The sequence below is a fragment of the Mesorhizobium shonense genome (assembly GCF_040545255.1).
GTDB lineage: Bacteria > Pseudomonadota > Alphaproteobacteria > Rhizobiales > Rhizobiaceae > Mesorhizobium > Mesorhizobium shonense.
This window is the reverse complement of record NZ_JBEPLM010000008.1, coordinates 176,203-195,032: the sequence shown is the minus strand read 5'-3', so window position 1 is coordinate 195,032 and position 18,830 is coordinate 176,203. Positions and strand designations below refer to the sequence as shown.

At 60.0% G+C, this 18,830-nt stretch carries 16 protein-coding genes; 11 read left to right on the top strand and 5 right to left on the bottom strand.

Annotated elements, in window-relative coordinates:
- The first annotated feature begins 215 nt into the window (after window positions 1-215).
- The 8 genes from ABID26_RS21340 (at window position 216) to ABID26_RS21305 (ending at window position 10,331) form a co-directional block, all read left to right on the top strand.
- A complete protein-coding gene (locus tag ABID26_RS21340) occupies window positions 216-2,954 on the top strand; it encodes a type I restriction endonuclease subunit R (RefSeq protein WP_292066345.1) in 2,739 nt (912 codons plus the stop codon).
- Window positions 2,954-4,480: a restriction endonuclease subunit S gene (locus tag ABID26_RS21335; RefSeq protein WP_354416262.1), complete on the top strand. Its 1,527-nt coding sequence runs from the start codon at window positions 2,954-2,956 to the stop codon at window positions 4,478-4,480. Before ABID26_RS21340 ends, ABID26_RS21335 begins: the two co-directional genes overlap by 1 nt.
- 1 nt (window position 4,481) lies before the next feature.
- Window positions 4,482-5,441, top strand: a complete 960-nt coding sequence (locus ABID26_RS21330; protein WP_292066350.1) for a toll/interleukin-1 receptor domain-containing protein — start codon at window positions 4,482-4,484, stop codon at window positions 5,439-5,441.
- Window positions 5,438-6,892 carry a class I SAM-dependent DNA methyltransferase gene (locus tag ABID26_RS21325; RefSeq protein WP_292066352.1) on the top strand — a complete coding sequence of 485 codons (1,455 nt, stop codon included), beginning with the start codon at window positions 5,438-5,440 and terminating at the stop codon, window positions 6,890-6,892. The genes ABID26_RS21330 and ABID26_RS21325 overlap by 4 nt, the downstream gene beginning before the upstream one ends.
- 520 nt (window positions 6,893-7,412) lie before the next feature.
- A complete protein-coding gene (locus ABID26_RS21320; protein ID WP_292066354.1) occupies window positions 7,413-8,000 on the top strand; it encodes a hypothetical protein in 588 nt (195 codons plus the stop codon).
- A complete protein-coding gene (locus ABID26_RS21315) occupies window positions 8,000-8,347 on the top strand; it encodes a hypothetical protein (RefSeq protein ID WP_292066357.1) in 348 nt (115 codons plus the stop codon). Before ABID26_RS21320 ends, ABID26_RS21315 begins: the two co-directional genes overlap by 1 nt.
- Window positions 8,341-9,483, top strand: a complete 1,143-nt coding sequence (locus tag ABID26_RS21310) for a DUF4417 domain-containing protein (protein ID WP_292066362.1) — start codon at window positions 8,341-8,343, stop codon at window positions 9,481-9,483. Before ABID26_RS21315 ends, ABID26_RS21310 begins: the two co-directional genes overlap by 7 nt.
- The gene (locus ABID26_RS21305) at window positions 9,480-10,331 is read left to right on the top strand and encodes a hypothetical protein (protein ID WP_292066365.1); all 852 of its coding nucleotides are present in this window, start codon (window positions 9,480-9,482) and stop codon (window positions 10,329-10,331) included. Before ABID26_RS21310 ends, ABID26_RS21305 begins: the two co-directional genes overlap by 4 nt.
- A gap of 294 nt (window positions 10,332-10,625) precedes the next feature.
- Here ABID26_RS21305 and ABID26_RS21300 read toward each other — a convergent pair whose 3' ends face one another.
- Together ABID26_RS21300 and ABID26_RS21295 are read right to left on the bottom strand one after the other, a co-directional pair.
- Window positions 10,626-10,874, bottom strand: a complete 249-nt coding sequence (locus ABID26_RS21300) for a conjugal transfer protein TraD (protein ID WP_292066367.1) — start codon at window positions 10,872-10,874, stop codon at window positions 10,626-10,628.
- A gap of 1 nt (window position 10,875) precedes the next feature.
- Window positions 10,876-11,202, bottom strand: a complete 327-nt coding sequence (locus ABID26_RS21295; protein ID WP_292066575.1) for a conjugal transfer protein TraD — start codon at window positions 11,200-11,202, stop codon at window positions 10,876-10,878.
- A gap of 173 nt (window positions 11,203-11,375) precedes the next feature.
- On the opposite strand from ABID26_RS21295, the gene traA reads away from it, so the two are divergent.
- Both traA and ABID26_RS21285 read left to right on the top strand, forming a co-directional pair.
- A complete protein-coding gene (traA, locus tag ABID26_RS21290; protein ID WP_292066372.1) occupies window positions 11,376-14,345 on the top strand; it encodes a Ti-type conjugative transfer relaxase TraA in 2,970 nt (989 codons plus the stop codon).
- A 129-nt stretch (window positions 14,346-14,474) separates the two neighbouring features.
- Window positions 14,475-14,687 (top strand): helix-turn-helix transcriptional regulator, encoded by a 213-nt coding sequence (locus ABID26_RS21285; protein WP_292066375.1) that lies wholly within the window; start codon window positions 14,475-14,477, stop codon window positions 14,685-14,687.
- Between the two features lie 34 nt (window positions 14,688-14,721).
- On the opposite strand, the gene ABID26_RS21280 is transcribed toward ABID26_RS21285, so the two are convergent.
- Window positions 14,722-15,387 carry a hypothetical protein gene (locus ABID26_RS21280; RefSeq protein ID WP_292066378.1) on the bottom strand — a complete coding sequence of 222 codons (666 nt, stop codon included), beginning with the start codon at window positions 15,385-15,387 and terminating at the stop codon, window positions 14,722-14,724.
- On the opposite strand from ABID26_RS21280, the gene ABID26_RS21275 reads away from it, so the two are divergent.
- Entirely contained in the window at window positions 15,386-15,790 is a 405-nt protein-coding gene (locus tag ABID26_RS21275) for a helix-turn-helix domain-containing protein (protein WP_354416257.1), read from the top strand. The two genes, ABID26_RS21280 and ABID26_RS21275, sit on opposite strands and share 2 nt — an antisense overlap.
- Before the next feature lie 155 nt (window positions 15,791-15,945).
- Here the strand turns inward: ABID26_RS21275 and ABID26_RS21270 are convergent, their stop codons facing one another.
- Window positions 15,946-17,265, bottom strand: a complete 1,320-nt coding sequence (locus tag ABID26_RS21270; protein ID WP_292066384.1) for a tyrosine-type recombinase/integrase — start codon at window positions 17,263-17,265, stop codon at window positions 15,946-15,948.
- A 658-nt stretch (window positions 17,266-17,923) separates the two neighbouring features.
- Window positions 17,924-18,814 carry a GGDEF domain-containing protein gene (locus ABID26_RS21265; protein WP_189521155.1) on the bottom strand — a complete coding sequence of 297 codons (891 nt, stop codon included), beginning with the start codon at window positions 18,812-18,814 and terminating at the stop codon, window positions 17,924-17,926.
- Between the last annotated feature and the right edge of the window lie 16 nt (window positions 18,815-18,830).

The window sequence follows — 18,830 nt, the reverse complement described above, 5'->3', positions numbered from 1 at the left end:
GCTTTGCGTCGATGTTTCAGGCAATGGTCCAGCGTCCGGAAGAAGTCGACTCCGGCCGATACGGAAAGGTCGGCTTCTGACATACCTTCCGAAGGTCTCTTTCCGGCACAATCGAGATTTTGACGCCTCCTTCCTGGGAGGGCGAACGCTTCCTCATTGAATTGCCGCATTTTATCAGGCTTTCGCCGAACGGTTGCACATCATAGTGTGCGCAAATGAACGAGGGGGCTTTTCATCCGGAAGACAGGGCGCGATCCCACATTGATCGGCGTCTGTCGTTGTGTGGGTGGGTGGTGCAGACCCGCGCCGAGATGAACCTGGGAGCGGGCCTTGGAGTGGCCGTCCGGGAATTCCAGACCGCTAGCGGTCCCGTCGATTATGCCCTGTTCGTCGGACGAATCTTGTGCGGCGTCGTGGAAGCCAAGCCGGAAGGATCAACGCTTTCAGGTTTCGCGGAGCAGGCGGCGCGGTACATGGCGGGCGCGCCAAGCCATCTGGTGCGGTCGGATGGACAGGTACGTTTCGAGTATGTTGCCTCCTCCTCGGAAACGATCTTCAGAGACCACGCCGATCCGGATTCCACATCACGCATCGTGTTCTCGTTCCACCGTCCTGAGACACTTGAACGCTGGATCAAGGATTCCACGACGCTTCGTGCCCGGCTGCAGTCAATGCCACCAGTCAATCCACTTGGGTTGCGTGCCTGCCAAGTAGACGCTGTAACTGCCCTTGAGCAGTCGCTGGCGGTGAACAAGCCGCGGGCGCTCGTCCAGATGGCCACGGGCGCCGGGAAGACATTCACTGCCTGCACGTTGAGCTATCGACTGCTCGCGCATTCCGGCTTCCGGCGCATCCTGTTCCTGGCGGACCGAGCGAACCTGGTCCGCCAGACCCGTGACGAGTTTCTCGCTTACCGGCCCCCGGGAACAGGCAGATCCTTCTCAGAGATCTATAACGTCCAGAAACTCGGCGCGGCGGGGCTGGACAAGGATTCACAGGTGGTAGTTGCGACTATTCAGCGCGTCTACTCAGTGCTCACCGGCAAGGAGCTTGCCGAAGCGGACGAAGAGATTTCGTCATTCGAACAGTCCGGCCCGGCGACTGAACGCCTGATCGGCTACAATCCCTCGATCCCGATCGAGAGCTTCGATCTGGTCATCACCGACGAATGCCACCGGTCGATCTATGGCACGTGGCGCCAAGTGCTCGAATACTTCGATGCCTTCACGATCGGCCTCACCGCGACCCCCTCCCTTCACACGCTCGGTTTCTTCAACAAAAACCTCGTGGCTCAGTATCCCTATGAGCGGTCGGTGGTCGATGGCGTCAATGTCGGCTTCGAAATCTTCCGCATCCGGACGGAAATCGGCGAACGCGGCTCGACCGTGAAAGCAGGTTACGACCTTCCGGTCCGCGATAAGCGAACGCGAGCCGAACGCTACGAGACCCTGTCGGAAGATTTCGCATACACGCCGGACCAGATCGACCGGACTGTCCTAGTCCCCAACCAGATCCGCACGGTTCTCGAAACCTTTCGTGACACACTCTTTACCGAACTATTCCCCGGCCGCCACGAGGTTCCGAAAACACTGGTATTTGCCAAGGACGACCACCACGCCGAGGAGATCGTTGGGCTGGTCCGTGAGGTGTTCGGCAAGGGAAACGACTTCGCGAAGAAGATCACCTACAAGACTGATGGGGCCGATCCCGAACAGCTGATCCGCGCCTTCCGCAACGACTACAACCCTCGCATCGCCGTCACCGTTGACATGATCGCGACCGGAACGGACGTGAAGCCCATCGAGGCGCTGATCTTCCTGCGCGATGTCCGTTCCGAGCTCTATTTCGAGCAGATGAAGGGACGTGGCGCCCGCACGATCTCGCCAGAGAAGCTGCGCGAGGTCACTCCGGATGCCGAAGCAAAGACACGCTTCGTCCTGGTCGACGCCGTCGGCGTCTCAGAAAGTCTCAAGACAGTGTCGCAGCCGCTCGAGCGTGACCGGGTTATAGGATTCGATCGTCTGATCGACGAGATCGCCTCGGGACGGCGGGACGACGACGCCTTCGCAACCCTCGCGGCCCGTCTAGCTGCCCTAGATCGCAGGATTGGCGACAAGGATCGCGCGGCAATCACAAGGGCTGCTGGCGGCGTCGATCTTGCAGGTTTGGCAGCACGCTTGCTCGATGCTGTCGATCCGGACGCACTGGCAGCTCGTGTGGGCCAGGACGCGCCGGAACCGGAGCAGCGCAAGGCGCGCGAGGCGGCCAAGGACAGGGCGGTCGAGATCTTTGATGACCCGGTGCTGCGCAAGCTGCTGAAGGACGTGAAGGCGGCGGCGGATATCCGGATAGACACGATTTCCACGGACGCCGTGGTGTCATCGGGATGGGATGAGATGCGCGCCACTGACACCGTCGAAAGGTTTCGACGGTTCCTGGACGAGCGCCGCGATGAACTTGCTGCCCTACAGATCCTCTACCGTCTCCCGTATGCGCAGAAGCGGCTGACCTACGAGGCCGTGGACGAATTGCGAGAAGCGTTGAAGCGGCCTCCATGGCTCCTGGAGCCCGTCGATATCTGGCGGGCTTACAAGCGTATCGCCGCCGACAAGGTGCGCGGCAGTCCTTCCGGAACGCTGGCCGATATCGTCATGCTCGTCCGCTACGCGCTCGGGCAGAACGAATCCCTGGAGCCCCTGCCCTCGTTGACCGCCGGACGGTTCAATCTGTGGCTCGGGCGTGAGGAGAAGGCAGGGCGAGTCTACTCCCAAGAGCAGAAGGCATGGTTGGCTGCCATCCGCGACCACCTCGCCGTGAATATCGAAATCCGGCCAGAGGACATGATGGAGGCTCCGGAGTTTGCTGCCAGGGGCGGAATCGTGCGAGCGCGGGGACTGTTCGGCACAAGGTTACCGAATATGCTCGATGAACTGACGGAAGTGCTGGTGGCGTAATGGAAGCAGTGGCGGCGTGGCGAGATCGACAGTGTGCCGCCGAGGCAGCTTGGGAACTGCCAGAGGGGTGGTGCTGGGCACCGCTAGAAGCGGTGGCTCCGGTAAACCCTCTAACTACGTTCCAGGACATCCCGGACAAAGAAGAACTGGCTTTCGTTCCGATGGCAGCCGTCTCGGAAGAGACTGGCCGCATTATTTTGAATCAGCGACGGCCGGCGAAAGACGTCGCCAAAGGATATGTTCGCTTCATGAACGGAGACGTAATCTTTGCAAAGATTACGCCTTGCATGGAAAACGGAAAAGTCGCGCCAGTTTCGGGACTGCCGAGCCAATTCGGCGCAGGCTCGACCGAATTCCACGTCCTGCGTCCGAAATCCGTCGATCAGCGCTATCTCTGGTACTGGTTGGTTAGTCGCCGATTCCGTCTACAGGCTCAGCGTCACATGAGCGGCTCCGCAGGCCAGCTTCGCGTGCCTGTTGACTACATCCGTCGATCCTCGATGCCGGTTCCTCCGCTTCCGGAACAACGACGCATTGTCACCCGTATTGACGAATTGTTCGCGGAGATCGCGGAAGGAGAGGCAGCGCTGACGGACGCACGCAAAGGGCTCGAATCCTTCCACCGCGCCCTACTCAAGGCAGCCGTGACCGGAGAGCTGACAGAAAATTGGCGTGCCGCTAACGCCGTCGCCGAAACCGGACATGACCTCCTCGCTCGTATCAAAGCTGAACGCGCGGCCATGTTTGGGAAAGGGCGCGGACGCCGCTCGGCCGATGCCCGTCCTATTGACAAGACCAGTCTGCCAGAGCTTCCAGTAGGCTGGACTTGGGCGACTATCGGAGACCTGACAGAGTTCGTTACAAGCGGTTCGCGGGGTTGGAAGGAATTCTACGCTGATACTGGGGCAATATTTGTCCGCGCCCAAAACATCAATTCCGGTAAGCTCGACCTCACTGACGCGGCCTTCGTCCAGCTTCCTGCAAAGGCGGAGGGACTGCGAACGCTGGTCAAGCGGGACGACGTCCTCGTGACCATCACCGGTGCCAATGTCACGGTGAGCGCGAGGGTCATCCAAGATTTGCCTGAGGCTTATGTAAACCAGCATGTGGCTCTCCTGCGTCCATTGGTGGCAGAGACCTCGGAGTTCATACTTCTCTGGCTTCAGGCGGAAGGCGCAGGAAAGTCACAGCTCATCTCGGCGGCCTACGGTGCTGGTAAACCGGGTCTCAATCTTGACAACATCCGTGAAGTGATGGTGGCCTTGCCACCTCCCGCCGAAGCCGCTGAAATTATAAGTCGCGTCCATGACGCCCTTTCAGCTCATTCCGATACAATCGCTGTCCTCGACGCCGAAGCCGCAGACGCGGCGCACTTGAAACAATCCATCCTGAAGGCTGGCTTCGAAGGGCGCCTTGTGCCACAGCATCCGGACGACGAGCCGGCGACGGCGATGCTCGCGCGTGGCGCGTTTACTCAACCCGCCGCCGCCCGCAAATCTCGCGGCGGACCTCGGAAGGGCGAGTGACTTGGCAACGGCATTCATATCCTACACACACTGCGACGAATCCTTCAGACAGGAACTCGAGACGCACCTCTCGCCGCTGCGTCGCCAGGGGTTGCTTTCAGTTTGGCACGACCGCCGGATCACTCCGGGCGATCATCTGGACGACACCATTTCGGAGCATCTCGAAGGTGCGGACCTGATCCTCATGCTGATCAGCGCCGACTTTGTTGCCTCCGAGTACTGTTATGCGAGGGAAATGACCCGAGCCCTCGAACGCCACCAGGCCAAGAAAGCCCGCGCGATATCAATCATCTGCCGGCCATGCCATTTCGAGGGGCTGTCTTTTTCCCGTTTTCTGCTGCTCCCAACCGACGCAAAAGCGGTCTCGCTGTGGCCCGATCGCGATGCGGCGTGGGTCGATGTCGTCAAAGGGATCAAATTGGCGCTAGGGACGTCGGTGGCTGCTGAGACAACCGGCAAACCTACAGCCGCCCCTGCCCGGCACTCTGAAATCTCAACACCTCGCCGCTCGGACGTCCGACTGCCGAAGACGTTCACGGATCTCGACAAGGACGATTTTCTTGAGGCGTCGTTCGAACGCATGTGGGGTTTGTTCGAGGCCAAAGGGGCCGATCTGGAAGCCGAGAACACGCAAATCACTGTCCGACGCATACGTATAGACGCTCAGTCCTTCGCGGTCCGCATATTTCTGAATGGCTCAGAGGTAGCCGGAGGGTCCGTCTATCATGGCGGCGGGCACTTCGGTCGGGACCAAATCTGCTTCAGCACTGACACCTCGGCGCCTCGCAACTCCATGAATGAATGGTTCGGCGTCGAGGTCACGGACGAGGGACTAATGCTGAAATCCGGCGGCATGCTACGTATGATGGCCGGAGGCCGCGAGGAGCCTGTCTCCGCTGACAGAGCGGTCGAGATGCTTTGGGAACATTTGCTCGACAGGGTCAAGGCAAGGATTCGATGAACGCTCAAACCCTCGTCGCCAAGGTCTGGAACTTCGCACATGTGCTGCGCGACCAGGGCGTTTCCTACCAGGCCTATATCAGCCAGATCTCCTATCTGCTGTTCCTCAAGATGGACGAGGAGCGGGTGACGCAGATCGGCGAGGCGTCCATGCTTCCGGACGGCGCACGCTGGTCCGACATCAAGGACCTCACTGGCGAGGCGCTATCGCTTCGCTATACGCGCCTTCTCGAAACACTGTCGAAGCAGGGCGGCATAATCGGCGCCATCTTCCTGAAGGCTCAGAACGAAATCCAGGATCCCGCCAAATTGCGTCGCCTGGTCGGGCTCATCGACAGCGAGGTTTGGCTGGGCCTGCCGGTCGACGTGAAAGGCGACATCTACGAGGGGCTGCTCGCCCGCAATGCCGAGGACGTGAAATCCGGCGCGGGTCAGTACTTCACCCCGCGCTCCGTCATCGAGGCGATGGTCGAGGTCGTCGATCCGCAGCCAGATCAGACTGTGCATGATCCCGCCTGCGGCACGGCAGGATTCCTGCTGGCCGCCTGGGAACACATGAAGCGGAACCCGAAGGCCCGCGATCGCGCTGTCTATTCTGCCTTGAAGAATAAGTTCTCCGGCGTCGACATCGTCCCCGAGGTCGTTCGTCTGGCGGCGATGAATCTCTATCTGCATGGCATTACCGGTGTCGATTCCATCGTGGAGGCAAAGGATGCACTGCTCGGTGCGGGCGGCAAGAGCTACGAAATCGTCCTGACAAACCCGCCCTTTGGCAGGAAACAGAGCTACCGGATCGTCCGCGATGACGGTGAGATCGACAGCGAGCGCGAGGATTACGATCGCCAGGATTTCTTCGTGACGACATCGAACAAACAGCTGAATTTCCTCCAACACATAATGACAGTGCTCGCACCCGAGGGCGAAGCCGCAGTCGTGCTTCCGGACAATGTCCTGTTCGAGGGTGGTGCCGGTGAGACCATCCGGCGAAGATTGCTCAAAAACTTCGATTTCCACACGCTACTGCGCCTGCCGACGGGGATTTTCTACAAGCAGGGCGTGAAGGCCAACGTCCTGTTCTTCGACAAGAAGCCGCCCTCGGAGACGGCCGCCACGAAGGACCTCTGGATCTACGATCTCCGCACGAACAAGCGCTTCACGCTGAAAGAGCGGCCCATGGCGAAGAGCGACCTCTTGGACTTCATCGAATCCTATAGAAGCGGGCGCCGACGCGAGCGGGAGCAAGCCGAGCGCTTTCGTCGCTTCCCCTTGGAAACCCTGCTCGCCCGCGACAAGGTCAACCTCGACATCTTCTGGCTGAAGGACGATACGCTCGACGATCCAGACCTGCTGCCGCCGCCCGACGAGGTTGCGGCGGAAATAGTCGAAAGCCTTCAGACCGCCATCGACCGATTTCGCGGCGTGGCGACGGCGCTGAGCGGCACACAGACCTGATTGCCGCACATTGCCAGCTTCCCGCCTATATTCGATCGTCGCTCAATAGGCGGGAGAGGCATTTCCAGTTCGACTTGAGAAAGCCTCCGATTGGCATCGGGTGTATCGTCGAGATCTCGGCAAGGCTGGCGGTAGCACCATTGGAGAATTCGACGAGCCTCAGCAAATGAGGCAGGCGCTCCTCCAATCCGTAAATCCTGCCTGCGCCGAGCTTTGTCTGGCACGGGCATTCAGGATCGGTTTGAGCTTAAAGAAGGTGACGTCAGTCGGTTTCTAGACACTGACAACCGTGAGCTGGTGAATAAACATCCCTCACGGGAAACGAAATGCTGTTCCAGCCGCTTCATCGCTTCTTGCGGGTTAGGTCGACGCACACAAATCTCGCCTTCGTGCGGGCCGCGCAGGTCACGTTACCAACCGAGGCAGTGATCGGTCAGCTAAATCGAGGTCATAGCGAGCCGAAGTTCAGAAAATTGTTGACATAGCGCGTGAGCGATCCCATTCTCACGCCAGACACGTGATGAAGGTGACGATTATGAAAATGGACATGGCAATCATTGGGAGCGGCCCCATACTATCTGGCTCCATCAATGGCAAAGCTGCCTTTGCAGCCTTTGTTAAGGCCATTGATCGCGAGCCGGCTGCGCCGACACCGCTATTCCTCGACTTTACAAATATCGATGTGGCTACCGCCAGTTATCTCCGAGAATCGGTATTCGCTCTGAAGGCGTACATGCGAACCCTTTCATCAAAGTATTATCCCGTTGTTTCGAACATAAATGATGATATTTTGGATGAATTGCTGATTGTCGCGAATACTAAAGGTGATGCGATTATGAGCTGCCGCCTGGACCGCGACGAACACGTCTCGGGAGCGGAGTTGATTGGTAGCCTTGATCCAAAGCAACAGATGACATTCGACTTGGTGAACGAATATAATGGAGTTGACGCCAACCATCTCATGGAAAAATTTGGAGAAGCTGAGCAGACCAAGAGCACAACGGCGTGGAACAATCGACTTGCCAGTCTTGCCGCCCGCGGTGTGATTCGTGAATTCGCTCAGGGTCGTTCGAAATACTATCGTCCGTTATTTGAGGAGGTAATCTGATGGGGGTCGAATTTTTAAACCGAACAAAGAAAACGATCCGCAAGCACGTCGATACGAAGCGAGCAGAGCTTGCGACGCCCGGCTTGTTCACGGTCAATCCCACGAACCAGCCGCGCCGCGCAATTGCGTCGATTGCCGCCGGGGTAAATGTCGCCAACGGTGAAGTACTTATCGTAGAGACTAAGGGTGGACGGGTCAGTTTGCGCCGGGGCAATAGCGTCGTCGGTTCATTTGATAATCCCGCTGGCGACGTAATTTCTGCAATTGAAAAATCGGGAGGCGCGGCGAACGGTGTCGTCGGCCGAGTACACAAGCTCTCGAAGAAAGCAGAAGTATCTCTGTGCTGAACCTTAATCGTCCAGATACGCGAAGCCATGAAGTGATCGTCCGGTCGCTAACAGACGATCCCTATAGGAACACCATGGCATTGGGTTGCCCTGGATGCCCGCACTTCTCTGAATGCGGCGGCCTCTCGGTCCGTGATTCAATTTTCGATTGTTTGCAACTCTGCTGCGGGGATTCGGCTCATTGCACGCGCGTATGTCGGCACAAGCCGCAGCTCTTTGTGCAGCAGATGCGGGAGGTTGGCGGCTTTGGATTTGAGGACATTCCACGTACAGCCGTTTGTTCTGCCCAATTGAGCGCGGATATCGTGCCGCTCATCTACCATGGAAGCAGTCGAACGACGCCGCTCGCGGGCAAAGTGTTCGCCTTGCGCTTGCCCGATCTCATCGATTTCAAACACGGGAAGCTTCACTTCGAAACGCGCGAAACCTTGTGTCGGACATACAACATAGAGGCCACCGCTGACCTTGTTCTAACCGGCGTCAATCACGATCATCGGATCGAACCGTGGTGGACCCTTGGCGAGCAGCGCACCGCTATCATTAGGGCGATAAAGGAACTTGGAATCGCGCTTGTAACGACCCCAAACTTCAGTCTTCTGCTCGACAATCCGCGAACAGATGATCTTCACGCGATAAAGCGTATCGCCATCACATTCGAAGAATTCCAGCGTGAAGGGGTGGCCTGCGCACTCCATCCTAACGGCCGGACCTATCGGGACTTTGAGCGCTGGTCGAGATTTATTGCTGAGCGCTCTGAGATCGAGACGCTCGCCTACGAATTTATCACCGGCTCAGGTCAGAAGCTCAGAACGCAGTTTCACTTGGATCGGCTCGCTGATCTAGCCGAGGCCTCCGGTAGGGAACTGGACATCGTGGTTCGCGGCGATCCTAAGGTCATTCCGTTTCTGCGGAAATTCTACCGTCAGGTCATCTACATTGAGACGAATGCTTTCATGAAAACCTTGAAGCGCCAGCGCGCGGAACGATTGGACAACAATGCGCTTCGCTGGCCCCGGGCGCCGACCGTTGTCGGCGAGACCGTCGACAAGCTTCTGAGCCACAATGTTGAAGAGCAGGTCGCCTTTTTGCGAGCCACCTACTACGGCTGCGATGGGCCTTTTGCAAAAGCTGCGTGAGGTGGAAAATCGAGACGCTGACCTTCGATCTTGTAGATGACATTTGCCTCGGAGTGCAGAGCGGCACGATCACAGAGGCTGACCTGCCGCCGATCAATGCCGATGGCCTCGGGCCGCTTTTAGAGTTGCGGCACACGCAGCCAAACATTTTAAACCGAGATGGCGGCGCCCTTTGGCTAACGGCGGACAACTACCGCGAACTTATGCGCAACATGCGCGATACGGATGCTTGGTTTGAGCCAAGATCAGGATATCAGGGATTTGTTTCGGTCGACAGCCTTCGGCGAGATGAGCTCGCATGGACCGACTTCGTGCTGCGCGCCAAACGGGCAGCGATATCGGCCGGATTTTCTGACGACTATGGCGGTAAGCTAACGGCGGCGATTGGCGAGTTTTATGCAAACGTCATCGACCATAGCGGACGTATCGATTCCGGCTACGTTGTCTTCAGCGCGTCTCCCGGCCGCTTCGAGTTTGTTGTGGCGGATGCTGGAATGGGGGTCCTGAACAGCCTTCGCAGCAACCCGACATATGCCCATCTGATTGATGCGGGCACCGCGCTCGAATTGGCCCTGGACGAAGGAGTATCCCGTTACTACACCGAACAGGGGCACGGTTTTGGGTTTCGGCCATTGTTTGTCGGTCTAGCCAACATTAGCCGATACATACGGTTTCGGACGGACGATCACAGTCGTTCGTTGACGAGGAAAGCCGACGGATCGATAGATGCCCAAACCAGCCAACTGGCCACGACGAACGGGTTTTTCTGCTGCGTAGTTTGTGACGTCGAAATCCAGACACCAGCCGGTCATCCGGATCGGACGCCGAAAGATGCTGAGAGGGCGTAGCCGATGTCACTCAGCATGAAAGAGGCGACCGCAATCAGCGCAGTTGCTAGCGGGCCCACGTCACGAGCTCGTGGAGCAGGACCACCCGGCCAGTCTGTCATGGTTATCCGTTACCCACAGATCGCTTTGTTAAAGCGATACGAGGCCCAAGCGACGGCGACCGCCGATATCACCGTGGACAGCGGCAGGATGCCGTAAGCCGTCGCGATCTTGTTGCCGCAGGATACTTCGCAAAGCGGGCGGCACTACGATATTTGAGGTCTCTGTGCCGCCCGCGGCGCGTGCCAAACACTGCTACGCTCGCTGGCCCTTTTGCTCCGCATGCCGGTCCGCGTCGAACGCCTGCTTTCCCTTCCTGGCCCATGAGTCCCGCGCATGATCGCCTTCATGGCTCTGCAACTTGGCGGCGATCCAGAGCATCGCTCCGTAGATGATAGCGCGATCATCGGCGGTCAGATCAACAATGCCTGCCTTGACGACGAGAGCGCCGAGTTCGATCATATGTCGGGTGCGCTTGCGGCGATCGACCTGCCACGTGCGCATGTCATTGCGAGCCCGTGCCGCCTGTAGGCGATTGAGTGCTGCCTGGTTGCGCTGAAATGCTGCGAGGGTTGCGCTGAGATGCCGGAGGATTTCGCCGGGGCCGGCTCTCGAAAAACATCCCTCCACGCCTGGCCCATGCCTCAAGCTTTGCGGTGTCTTTCGTTTCGGCGATTGCGACCAGCGCGCCGGCCAGTTCGTCGCTGCTGAGTTGATCGGCGCCGGTGGCGATAACCAGCTCGCCAAGTCGCTGCACTTTTCGCGTCTTGAGCTCCCGCGCCTTGTCTTCCAATGCCTTCAGTTCCGCGTCGAAGTCCCTTGGTTTGCGCATGGTTGTCTCCATCGGTTGTCGATGTGGCAATGATAGGCGAGCGTCCACCGCAAGGCTTCAGGGTTGCCGAGGCAGCCCGGGACGGGCTGGTCCATCCCGAGAATTTTTTGAGGGAGGGCGCGCTTATACGTCGTTCCGACGTGCGCATAGCCCGTGCAAATGATCTGATCGCGATGGCGATCTATCATCTTCACGTCAAGGTCATTGGCCGCAAGTCCGGCTCCAGCGCGGTGGCGTCCGCCGCCTACCGCTCGGCCTCGCGACTACGCGACGAGCGCCTTGATCGCAGCCATGATTTTTCAGCCAAACGCGGCGTCGTCCATTCCGAGGTGCTGCTGCCGCAGAACGCGCCGGAGGCATGGAGCGACCGCGAACGGCTGTGGAACGATGTCGAGGCGTTCGAGACCAGGAAGGACGCGCAGCTTGCCCGCGAGATCGAATTCGCCATTCCGCGCGAGATGACGGAGCGCCAAGGCATCGAACTCGCCCGCGACTTCGTGCAGGCCGAATTCGTGGATCAGGGCATGATTGCCGACCTCAATGTGCATTGGGATATCGGCGAGGACGGCATGCCCAAACCCCATGCCCACGTCATGCTGACCATGCGCGCGGTCGACGAGAACGGTTTCGGCCCGAAGGTGCGGGACTGGAACCGCACCGAGATGGTGGAGCGCTGGCGCGAACGCTGGGCCGAGGTCGCCAACGAGCGTCTGGCCGAACTCGACATCGACGCGCGCATCGACCATCGCAGTCTGGAAACGCAGGGCATCGCGCTGGAGCCGCAAAGCCAGATCGGTGCGCCCGCACATCGCATCGAGGATCAGGGGATCGAGGCCGATCGCGCGGAGATGCATCGCGAGATCGCGCGCGGCAATAGCGAGCGCATCATCGGCAATCCCTCCTTGGCGCTCGACGCCATCACGCATCAGCAATCGACCTTTACGCGCCGCGACTTGGCGATGTTCGCGCATCGGCACAGCGACGGGATCGACCAGTTCAACGAAGTCATGGACGCCGTGCGCGGCGCGCCCGATCTGGTTGAACTCGGCAGGGACGGACGCGGCGAGGACCGTTTCACCACCCGCGACATGATCGAGGCCGAACAGCGCCTGCACCGCGCCGCCGAACGCATGGCCGGGAGGGAACGCCACGAGGTAAACGATGCGGATAGCGAAGCGGCGCTGGCGCGTGCGGAGGAACGCAGTCTTGTGCTTTCGGGCGAGCAGGCCGATGCGCTGGCGCATATCACGGGCGGGCGCGATCTGGGGATCGTGGTGGGCTATGCCGGAACGGGAAAGAGCGCGATGCTGGGCGTGGCGCGGGAGGCATGGCAGGCGGCGGGCTATGAGGTTCGGGGCGTGGCGCTCTCCGGCATCGCCGCTGAAAATCTCGAAAGCGGATCGGGCATCGCGTCGCGCACCATCGCCAGCATGGAACATGCCTGGCAGCAGGGCCGCGGCATGCTTACCTCTCGCGATGTTCTGGTGATCGACGAGGCGGGCATGGTCGGCACGCGCCAGTTGGAGCGCGTGCTGTCCCATGCCGCCGAAGCCGGCGCGAAAGTGGTGCTGGTCGGCGATCCGCAGCAGTTGCAAGCCATTGAGGCGGGTGCGGCGTTCCGGTCGGTCCACGAACGTCATGGCGGCGTCGAGATCGGCGAGGTGCGCCGCCAGCGGGAAGGCTGGCAGCGGGACGCCACGCGCGATTTGGCGACAGGCAGAATCGGCGCTGCGATCCAGGCCTTTGACACTCATGGCATGCTCCATGCCGCCCAGACGCGGGAACAGGCACGCAACGATCTGATCGACCGCTGGGACCGCGACCGGCAGGCATCGCCTGCCCGCAGCCGCATCATTCTCACCCACACCAACGACGAAGTTCGCGCCCTCAACGAGGCAGCGCGCGGGCGGTTACGTGAAGCCGGCAATCTCGGTGACGATGTGCGCCTGACGGTCGAACGCGGCGAGCGCAACTTCGCGAGTGGGGACAGCGTCATGTTCCTACGCAACGAGCGCGGCCTTGGCGTGAAGAACGGCACGCTCGGGACGATCGAGCAGGTCAGCGCGCAATCCATGACCGTGCGCACCGATGACGGGCGCAGCGTCTCGTTCGACCTCAAGGACTATGACCGCATCGATCACGGCTATGCGGCAACCATCCACAAGGCACAAGGCATGACCGTGGACCGCACCCATGTGCTGGCGACGCCGGGCATGGACGCCCATGGCAGCTACGTCGCGCTGTCGCGGCACCGTGACGGCACGGACCTGCACTATGGCCGCGACGATTTCGCCGATCAGGACCGGCTCGTCCGCACCCTGTCGCGCGACCGGGCCAAGGACATGGCATCGGATTATGAGCGCGCCGATCCGGCGCAGCGCTACGCCGAGCGGCGGGGGATCACTTTCCGCGAGCGTGTTGCCGAGATCGTGCGCAAGGTCGTGCCTGAACGGCTACGCAGTATGTTCGATGGCCGGCGCCCTTCGGCAGAGCGCGCGCCCGACTTCGACGCCACGCGCAGGCCGGAAAGAGAGGAAGTGCGCCTCGAATCCGCAGCGCCGGCGAGAGAGACCGCCGAGGACGGGCGAACAGCGTTGCGGAAAGCCCGAACCGATGCCCTCGTGCGTCATGCCCGCGCCGTGGACGCAATATTCAACGACGAGGGTGCCGGTAACGAGGCCAGCCCGATGCTGTCGCGCGAACTGGCGGACGCCCGAAAAGCCTTCGACGAGGTGCGGCCCCATGGCTGGCGCGATGCCGAGGCGGTCTATGTCAAGGACCCTGCCCTTGCCCGCGAGGCCGGCGGTGGCCAGGTCAATCGCGCCATCCGCGCCCTCCAGCTTGAAACCGAAATCCGCACCGATCCGAGCCGCCGCGCCGACCGCTTTGTGGAACGTTGGCAAAAGCTCGACCGGACCAGTCAGCGCCAATATCGGGCGGGCGACATGTCAGGCTACAAGGCCACGCGGTCGGCGATGGGTGACATGGCCAAAAGCCTCGAACGCGATCCGCAGCTGGAATCCATCCTCGCCAACCGCAAGCGGGACCTCGGCATCACCTTCGAATCAGGCCGTCGTCTCGGCCTGGAACTCGCCTTCAATCACGGCATCGACCTCGGCAGGGGCCGGGGCATCGGACTCTAGACCCGTCCGATTAACCGCCGTCTCTACGTCGGGCTACGACGACGCGCAAAACCCTCTTGCGCGCCCGTAGCTGTCCGTCCGTTCTGGATCAGGAGCAGCCACAAACAGCCACCAGGAGGCAGCACGACCATGCCCGAACCAGACCGTATCATTCGCCTGAAAACCGTCCTTTCCCGGACCGGTCTGTCCCGGTCCACGATCTATCGCAAGATCGCCGAAGGCACGTTCCCTCGCCAGATCCAGATCAGTATCCACGGCGCAGGCTGGCATGAATCCGACATCAGTCGCTGGATCACCGATCCCGTTTCATGGCGTCCGCAAGACCAGGGCGACAAATTGTGATGAGGGCGCTGCAAGCCCTGCGGAAAGCTGGCATTCATCGAGAAGCAGCGGTCATGGCGTCGCCGGATCTATATTTATGGTGGCGCGAGAGGTCACCCAGCACAGATCGGATATGCGGCCAGGGGAAATCGTCTGGATGTTCCCAGTGCTCACCGTCACGCAAGATGACCTTGAGCTTGGCCAAGATGCCTTCGATGGACGTGGCCACTGTCTGTGGTAGATCATCCAGAAGTGCGCTTTCGGCTGTTTCCGATTGCCGGATCAGTTCGTCTGTTCTCGAATAGCCGATCTCATCATCAGCAGCGTCCCAGCGCGCCTGGTGTGCCGCAAAATCCGCAAGCGCCCTGTCCCATTCTACTTCGTTTTCAGGAGAGTAGGTATCGTTCAGGCTCTCGATGGAATGGAGCGTCACGTCCGTACCGTCGGCGAGCCGCACCCTGGCGCAGGGAAAGCCGACCGTCCTGGCGAGGTGTGTCTCCAACCGCTGCTGTTCGCGGCACAGAGCCAGTGTCTCATCGTGGATCTTTTGCCAATTCCCACACAGACGAAGAGCAGGATCGGCCGCGCTGCTGCCGTCCGTCAGTTCGGCGGCCCGCGTCTTTCCATGGAAGGGCCAAGCCGCCGCGGCCCCGGCCGTGCCCGCCAGCAAGCGCCGCCGGGTGACGAAAAACGCACTCATGCTATTGTTGGAATCAGCCATGATCCGAGCTCCTAACAGCTGGGTTGTGGTGAGGCCGCATCGAGTGTTCGCGCATTCGGTGCGGCCGCTTTCTAAAAACAAAAGGATTATCGTTTTTAGAAAGCCGCTGTCAACGTTTTCCGAAAAAGCTTGCGATTTTCATGAGTTATTACCAGTTTGCGACATGGATTCTGCTCAATGTCGCGCCGCACGAGCGCTGCTGAAATGGACGCAAGAGGATCTCGCCGCCCGCTCCGGCGCGAGTGCTGTTACCATTCGCAATTTCGAAAACGACCGTTCTGTTCCTCAAACAGGAACGCGATACCTCCTCCAAAAAACGCTTGAGAATGCCGGCATCGAGTTCATTCCTGAAAATGGCGGTGGTGTCGGCGTGCGTCTGTCACGGCGTTCCGAAAGGACGTAGGATCGGTGAAGTAGCTCCCGGTAGGCAAGGCAAAGCGCGTCCATTAGCCGACAATCATTCGATTGCGGCGGCAGTCAGAGGGATCAAGATCAGCCGCGAAGACTTCGGCGAGCAGCAGGAAGGTTTCGGGTCGAACGGCGACTGCGCAGACCGGTTCATGCAACTGCTTTCGCTCGCAGAGGTTCGATGTTGCCCTTGCCTGCAATGATGCCGGCAAGCCGATCGGCCCAAAGCTCCAAGGCGTCCCGTTTCTCGCTCATATAGTCGTAGCGCGCATATACCCGCGACGTGACCGTACTCTTGGTCGCCGAAACGTGGTTCAACACTTGCCCGACGATGAACGGCGAAATCCCGATTTCTTCCATGCCCGTCGCAGCAGATCGCCGAAGGTCATGCGGCCTCCACGGTGCAATGCCCATGATCATTGCCACGCCGCGTTTGCTGATCTCTTCTCGCTTCACTGCCTTCGGGACAGATGCGCCGGTGACGGCTCCACGGGCGCCCGGTCCAGGAAAAACGAAAGGCGGTGCCGCCCTGCCCTTGCGCTCCGACAGCGCCTTCACGTCTGCGATCTGATCGCCGATGATCCGGATTGCCATTTCGCACAGCGGGACAACATGGTCGCGGCCGTTCTTCGCGCGCCTGGCTGGTATCGTCCAAAGGCCGCGTGTCAAGTCCAGTTCGCCGTGCTCCATGCCGGCGATCTCGCCAACACGCTGTCCGGTAACCAGGCACAGGCGCAGAATGCGGCGGGTGCTTTCCCGCATGTCGGCTTCGGGCAAGGCTGCCCACATCGTCTTGATCTCGTCGGCCGTCAGCACGCGGTCGCGCTCGACCGTTTCGGTCGGCCTCGCCATACCTTCGGTCAAGTTGCTGTCCAGATCGCCACGACCGCGCCCCCACCGGATCATGGCGCGAATGTCCTCGAACACCCGGTTCGCCTCGACGGCCGCGCCCCGGTCCTTCACCGCGTCGATCGCCTTGGTGATGTCGCGACGATGCAGGTCCGCGAGCTTCACCTCGCCGATGCAGCCAGATGATGCCTTCTCGACCTTCTTTCCGTCAGCGTCATAGCCGGACACATTCTTGCGCAGCCGGCGCGCGATCTCATCGACCGACCGCCGCGATGATGCCCGGCGGGTGAGATAGCTCTCGACCAAATCAGAGACGGTCATCGAGGCGGCGTGCGCCTTCTTGGCGGCCACAGGGTCGCCGCCCTCTTGCACGCTTGCACGAGTGTCCTTGGCCTTCTGGCGAGCGCCCTTGTCGGTGCCGAGCGGTGTCTCGGGATAGGTGCCGAGCTTCAACCATTGCCGCTTGTCGGGCGGCCCGTAAACCACGAACCAGGTCTTTTGCCCACCCGCCGAGACGCGCAGCACGAGACCTTTGACGGTCGTATCGAAATAGTCGGTTTTTCGGCCGGAACCGGCCTTGGCGGCCTGGCAGAATTTGTCGGTGAGTTCGAGTTTCGGCATCTGTCCAGCGACCAATCTTGCTACAACCGGTTTGCCCGGGGTTCCGTGAGTGATCTACAGAATAATCTACAAAAAACCACGCGCTTTGTCGATACCGGCTGCGACAGATCGCGACGGGATGAAACACTAATTAGTTGTTATTCAAAGAATTTTTAGAAATTCAGGCTGTCGCATGCTGATCCAGTAAATCGCATTGGAAACCCTCTGTTAACCGGTTGGTCGCTGGTTCGAATCCGGCCCGGGGAGCCAAGTTTTTCCAAGCGCTACGGATTTTACGCATTCTCAGTAGTTTGCGCATCGCTGCTCCGGGCAACGACTCGGGCAATACGGAACGACTCCTGCCTTTGCCTCTCGCCATCCTCCCTGGCTATCGGAGACGATCCTTTTGATGACTTATCGCACCAGCGTTCTCTGTTCCCCAAAAGACTGACCGCATGATGCTGGTGCACAACCAGTCGTGACTGATCGGCATGAGGCGCGTCTGTTCCCAACCGTTACTTTGCTGCTGGTGTGCCTCGTCCGGCCCGCTTGGGCCTGGCAGAACCCGGCTACGCTGGGTGACTGCCGGCTGTTCGAACGCCTGTTCGTCAAGGTCGCGGAAAACGTGCGTACCGATTCAAATGCCGCAGGGAACCAACCCGAGGGTGAGGAAGGGAGTTTATTGCCGGGCCGCCTTGGTCCGACGGCTATCTTTATCCGCGTACATCGCCTCGTCCGCTTCCGCTATCAAATCGTCGACAGATTTCAATGTTTCCGCTGTCGGATTGTGGTGGGCGAAGCCCAAACTGAGGGCTAGCGCCGGCTCCCCCGTCGCTTCGCGATTGTGATCCTCCACGGCGCTCGTGAGGCGGCGACGCAGAAGTTCGACGGCTGCCCCGTCGACGCCATCCGCCATCGCGATAAACTCGTCGCCGCCGATTCTGGCGATCACATCGGATGCCCGGAAAACGGAACGCAGAACCCCCGCGGTCCTGATCAACGCCCGGTCACCGACCTCATGGCCAAAACGATCATTGATGCGCTTCATGCCGTCCAGATCGACGAAGGTCACCACCAACCCCGTTCCGGTCCTGACGGCGCGCTTCACCACCTCTCTGGCGAGCGCTGCGAAGCCGCGACGGTTGTGAAGGCCGGTAAGGTCGTCGACAAGCGACAGGTCCCTTATCTGCAGCACCATTCTATGGCGCTCCCGGGCATAGCGGATGGCGCGCACGATTTGCTGCCCGTCGATTTGCCCTTTGACGAGATAGTCCTGCGCGCCGTCGCGAACAGCTTGAATCGCCGATCCTTCGTCGTTGAGGCCTGTCAGCACGATGACCGGGACGTCGGGGGCGGTCGCCTGAAATCGCCGAAGCGTATCCAAGCCCGTGCTGTCGGGGAGAGACAAATCGAGCAATACGAGATCGAAGCTCTGATCGGCGAACTGCTCTAGGCCATGGGCCAACCGATTCACTTCAGAGATCACGAAGCTCGTGCCGCTGCCGTCCGCGAGCAGTTCCCGGATCAGCCGAGCATCACCGGGATTGTCTTCAACGAGCAGGATGTTCAACGGGCTTTCGCTCAAC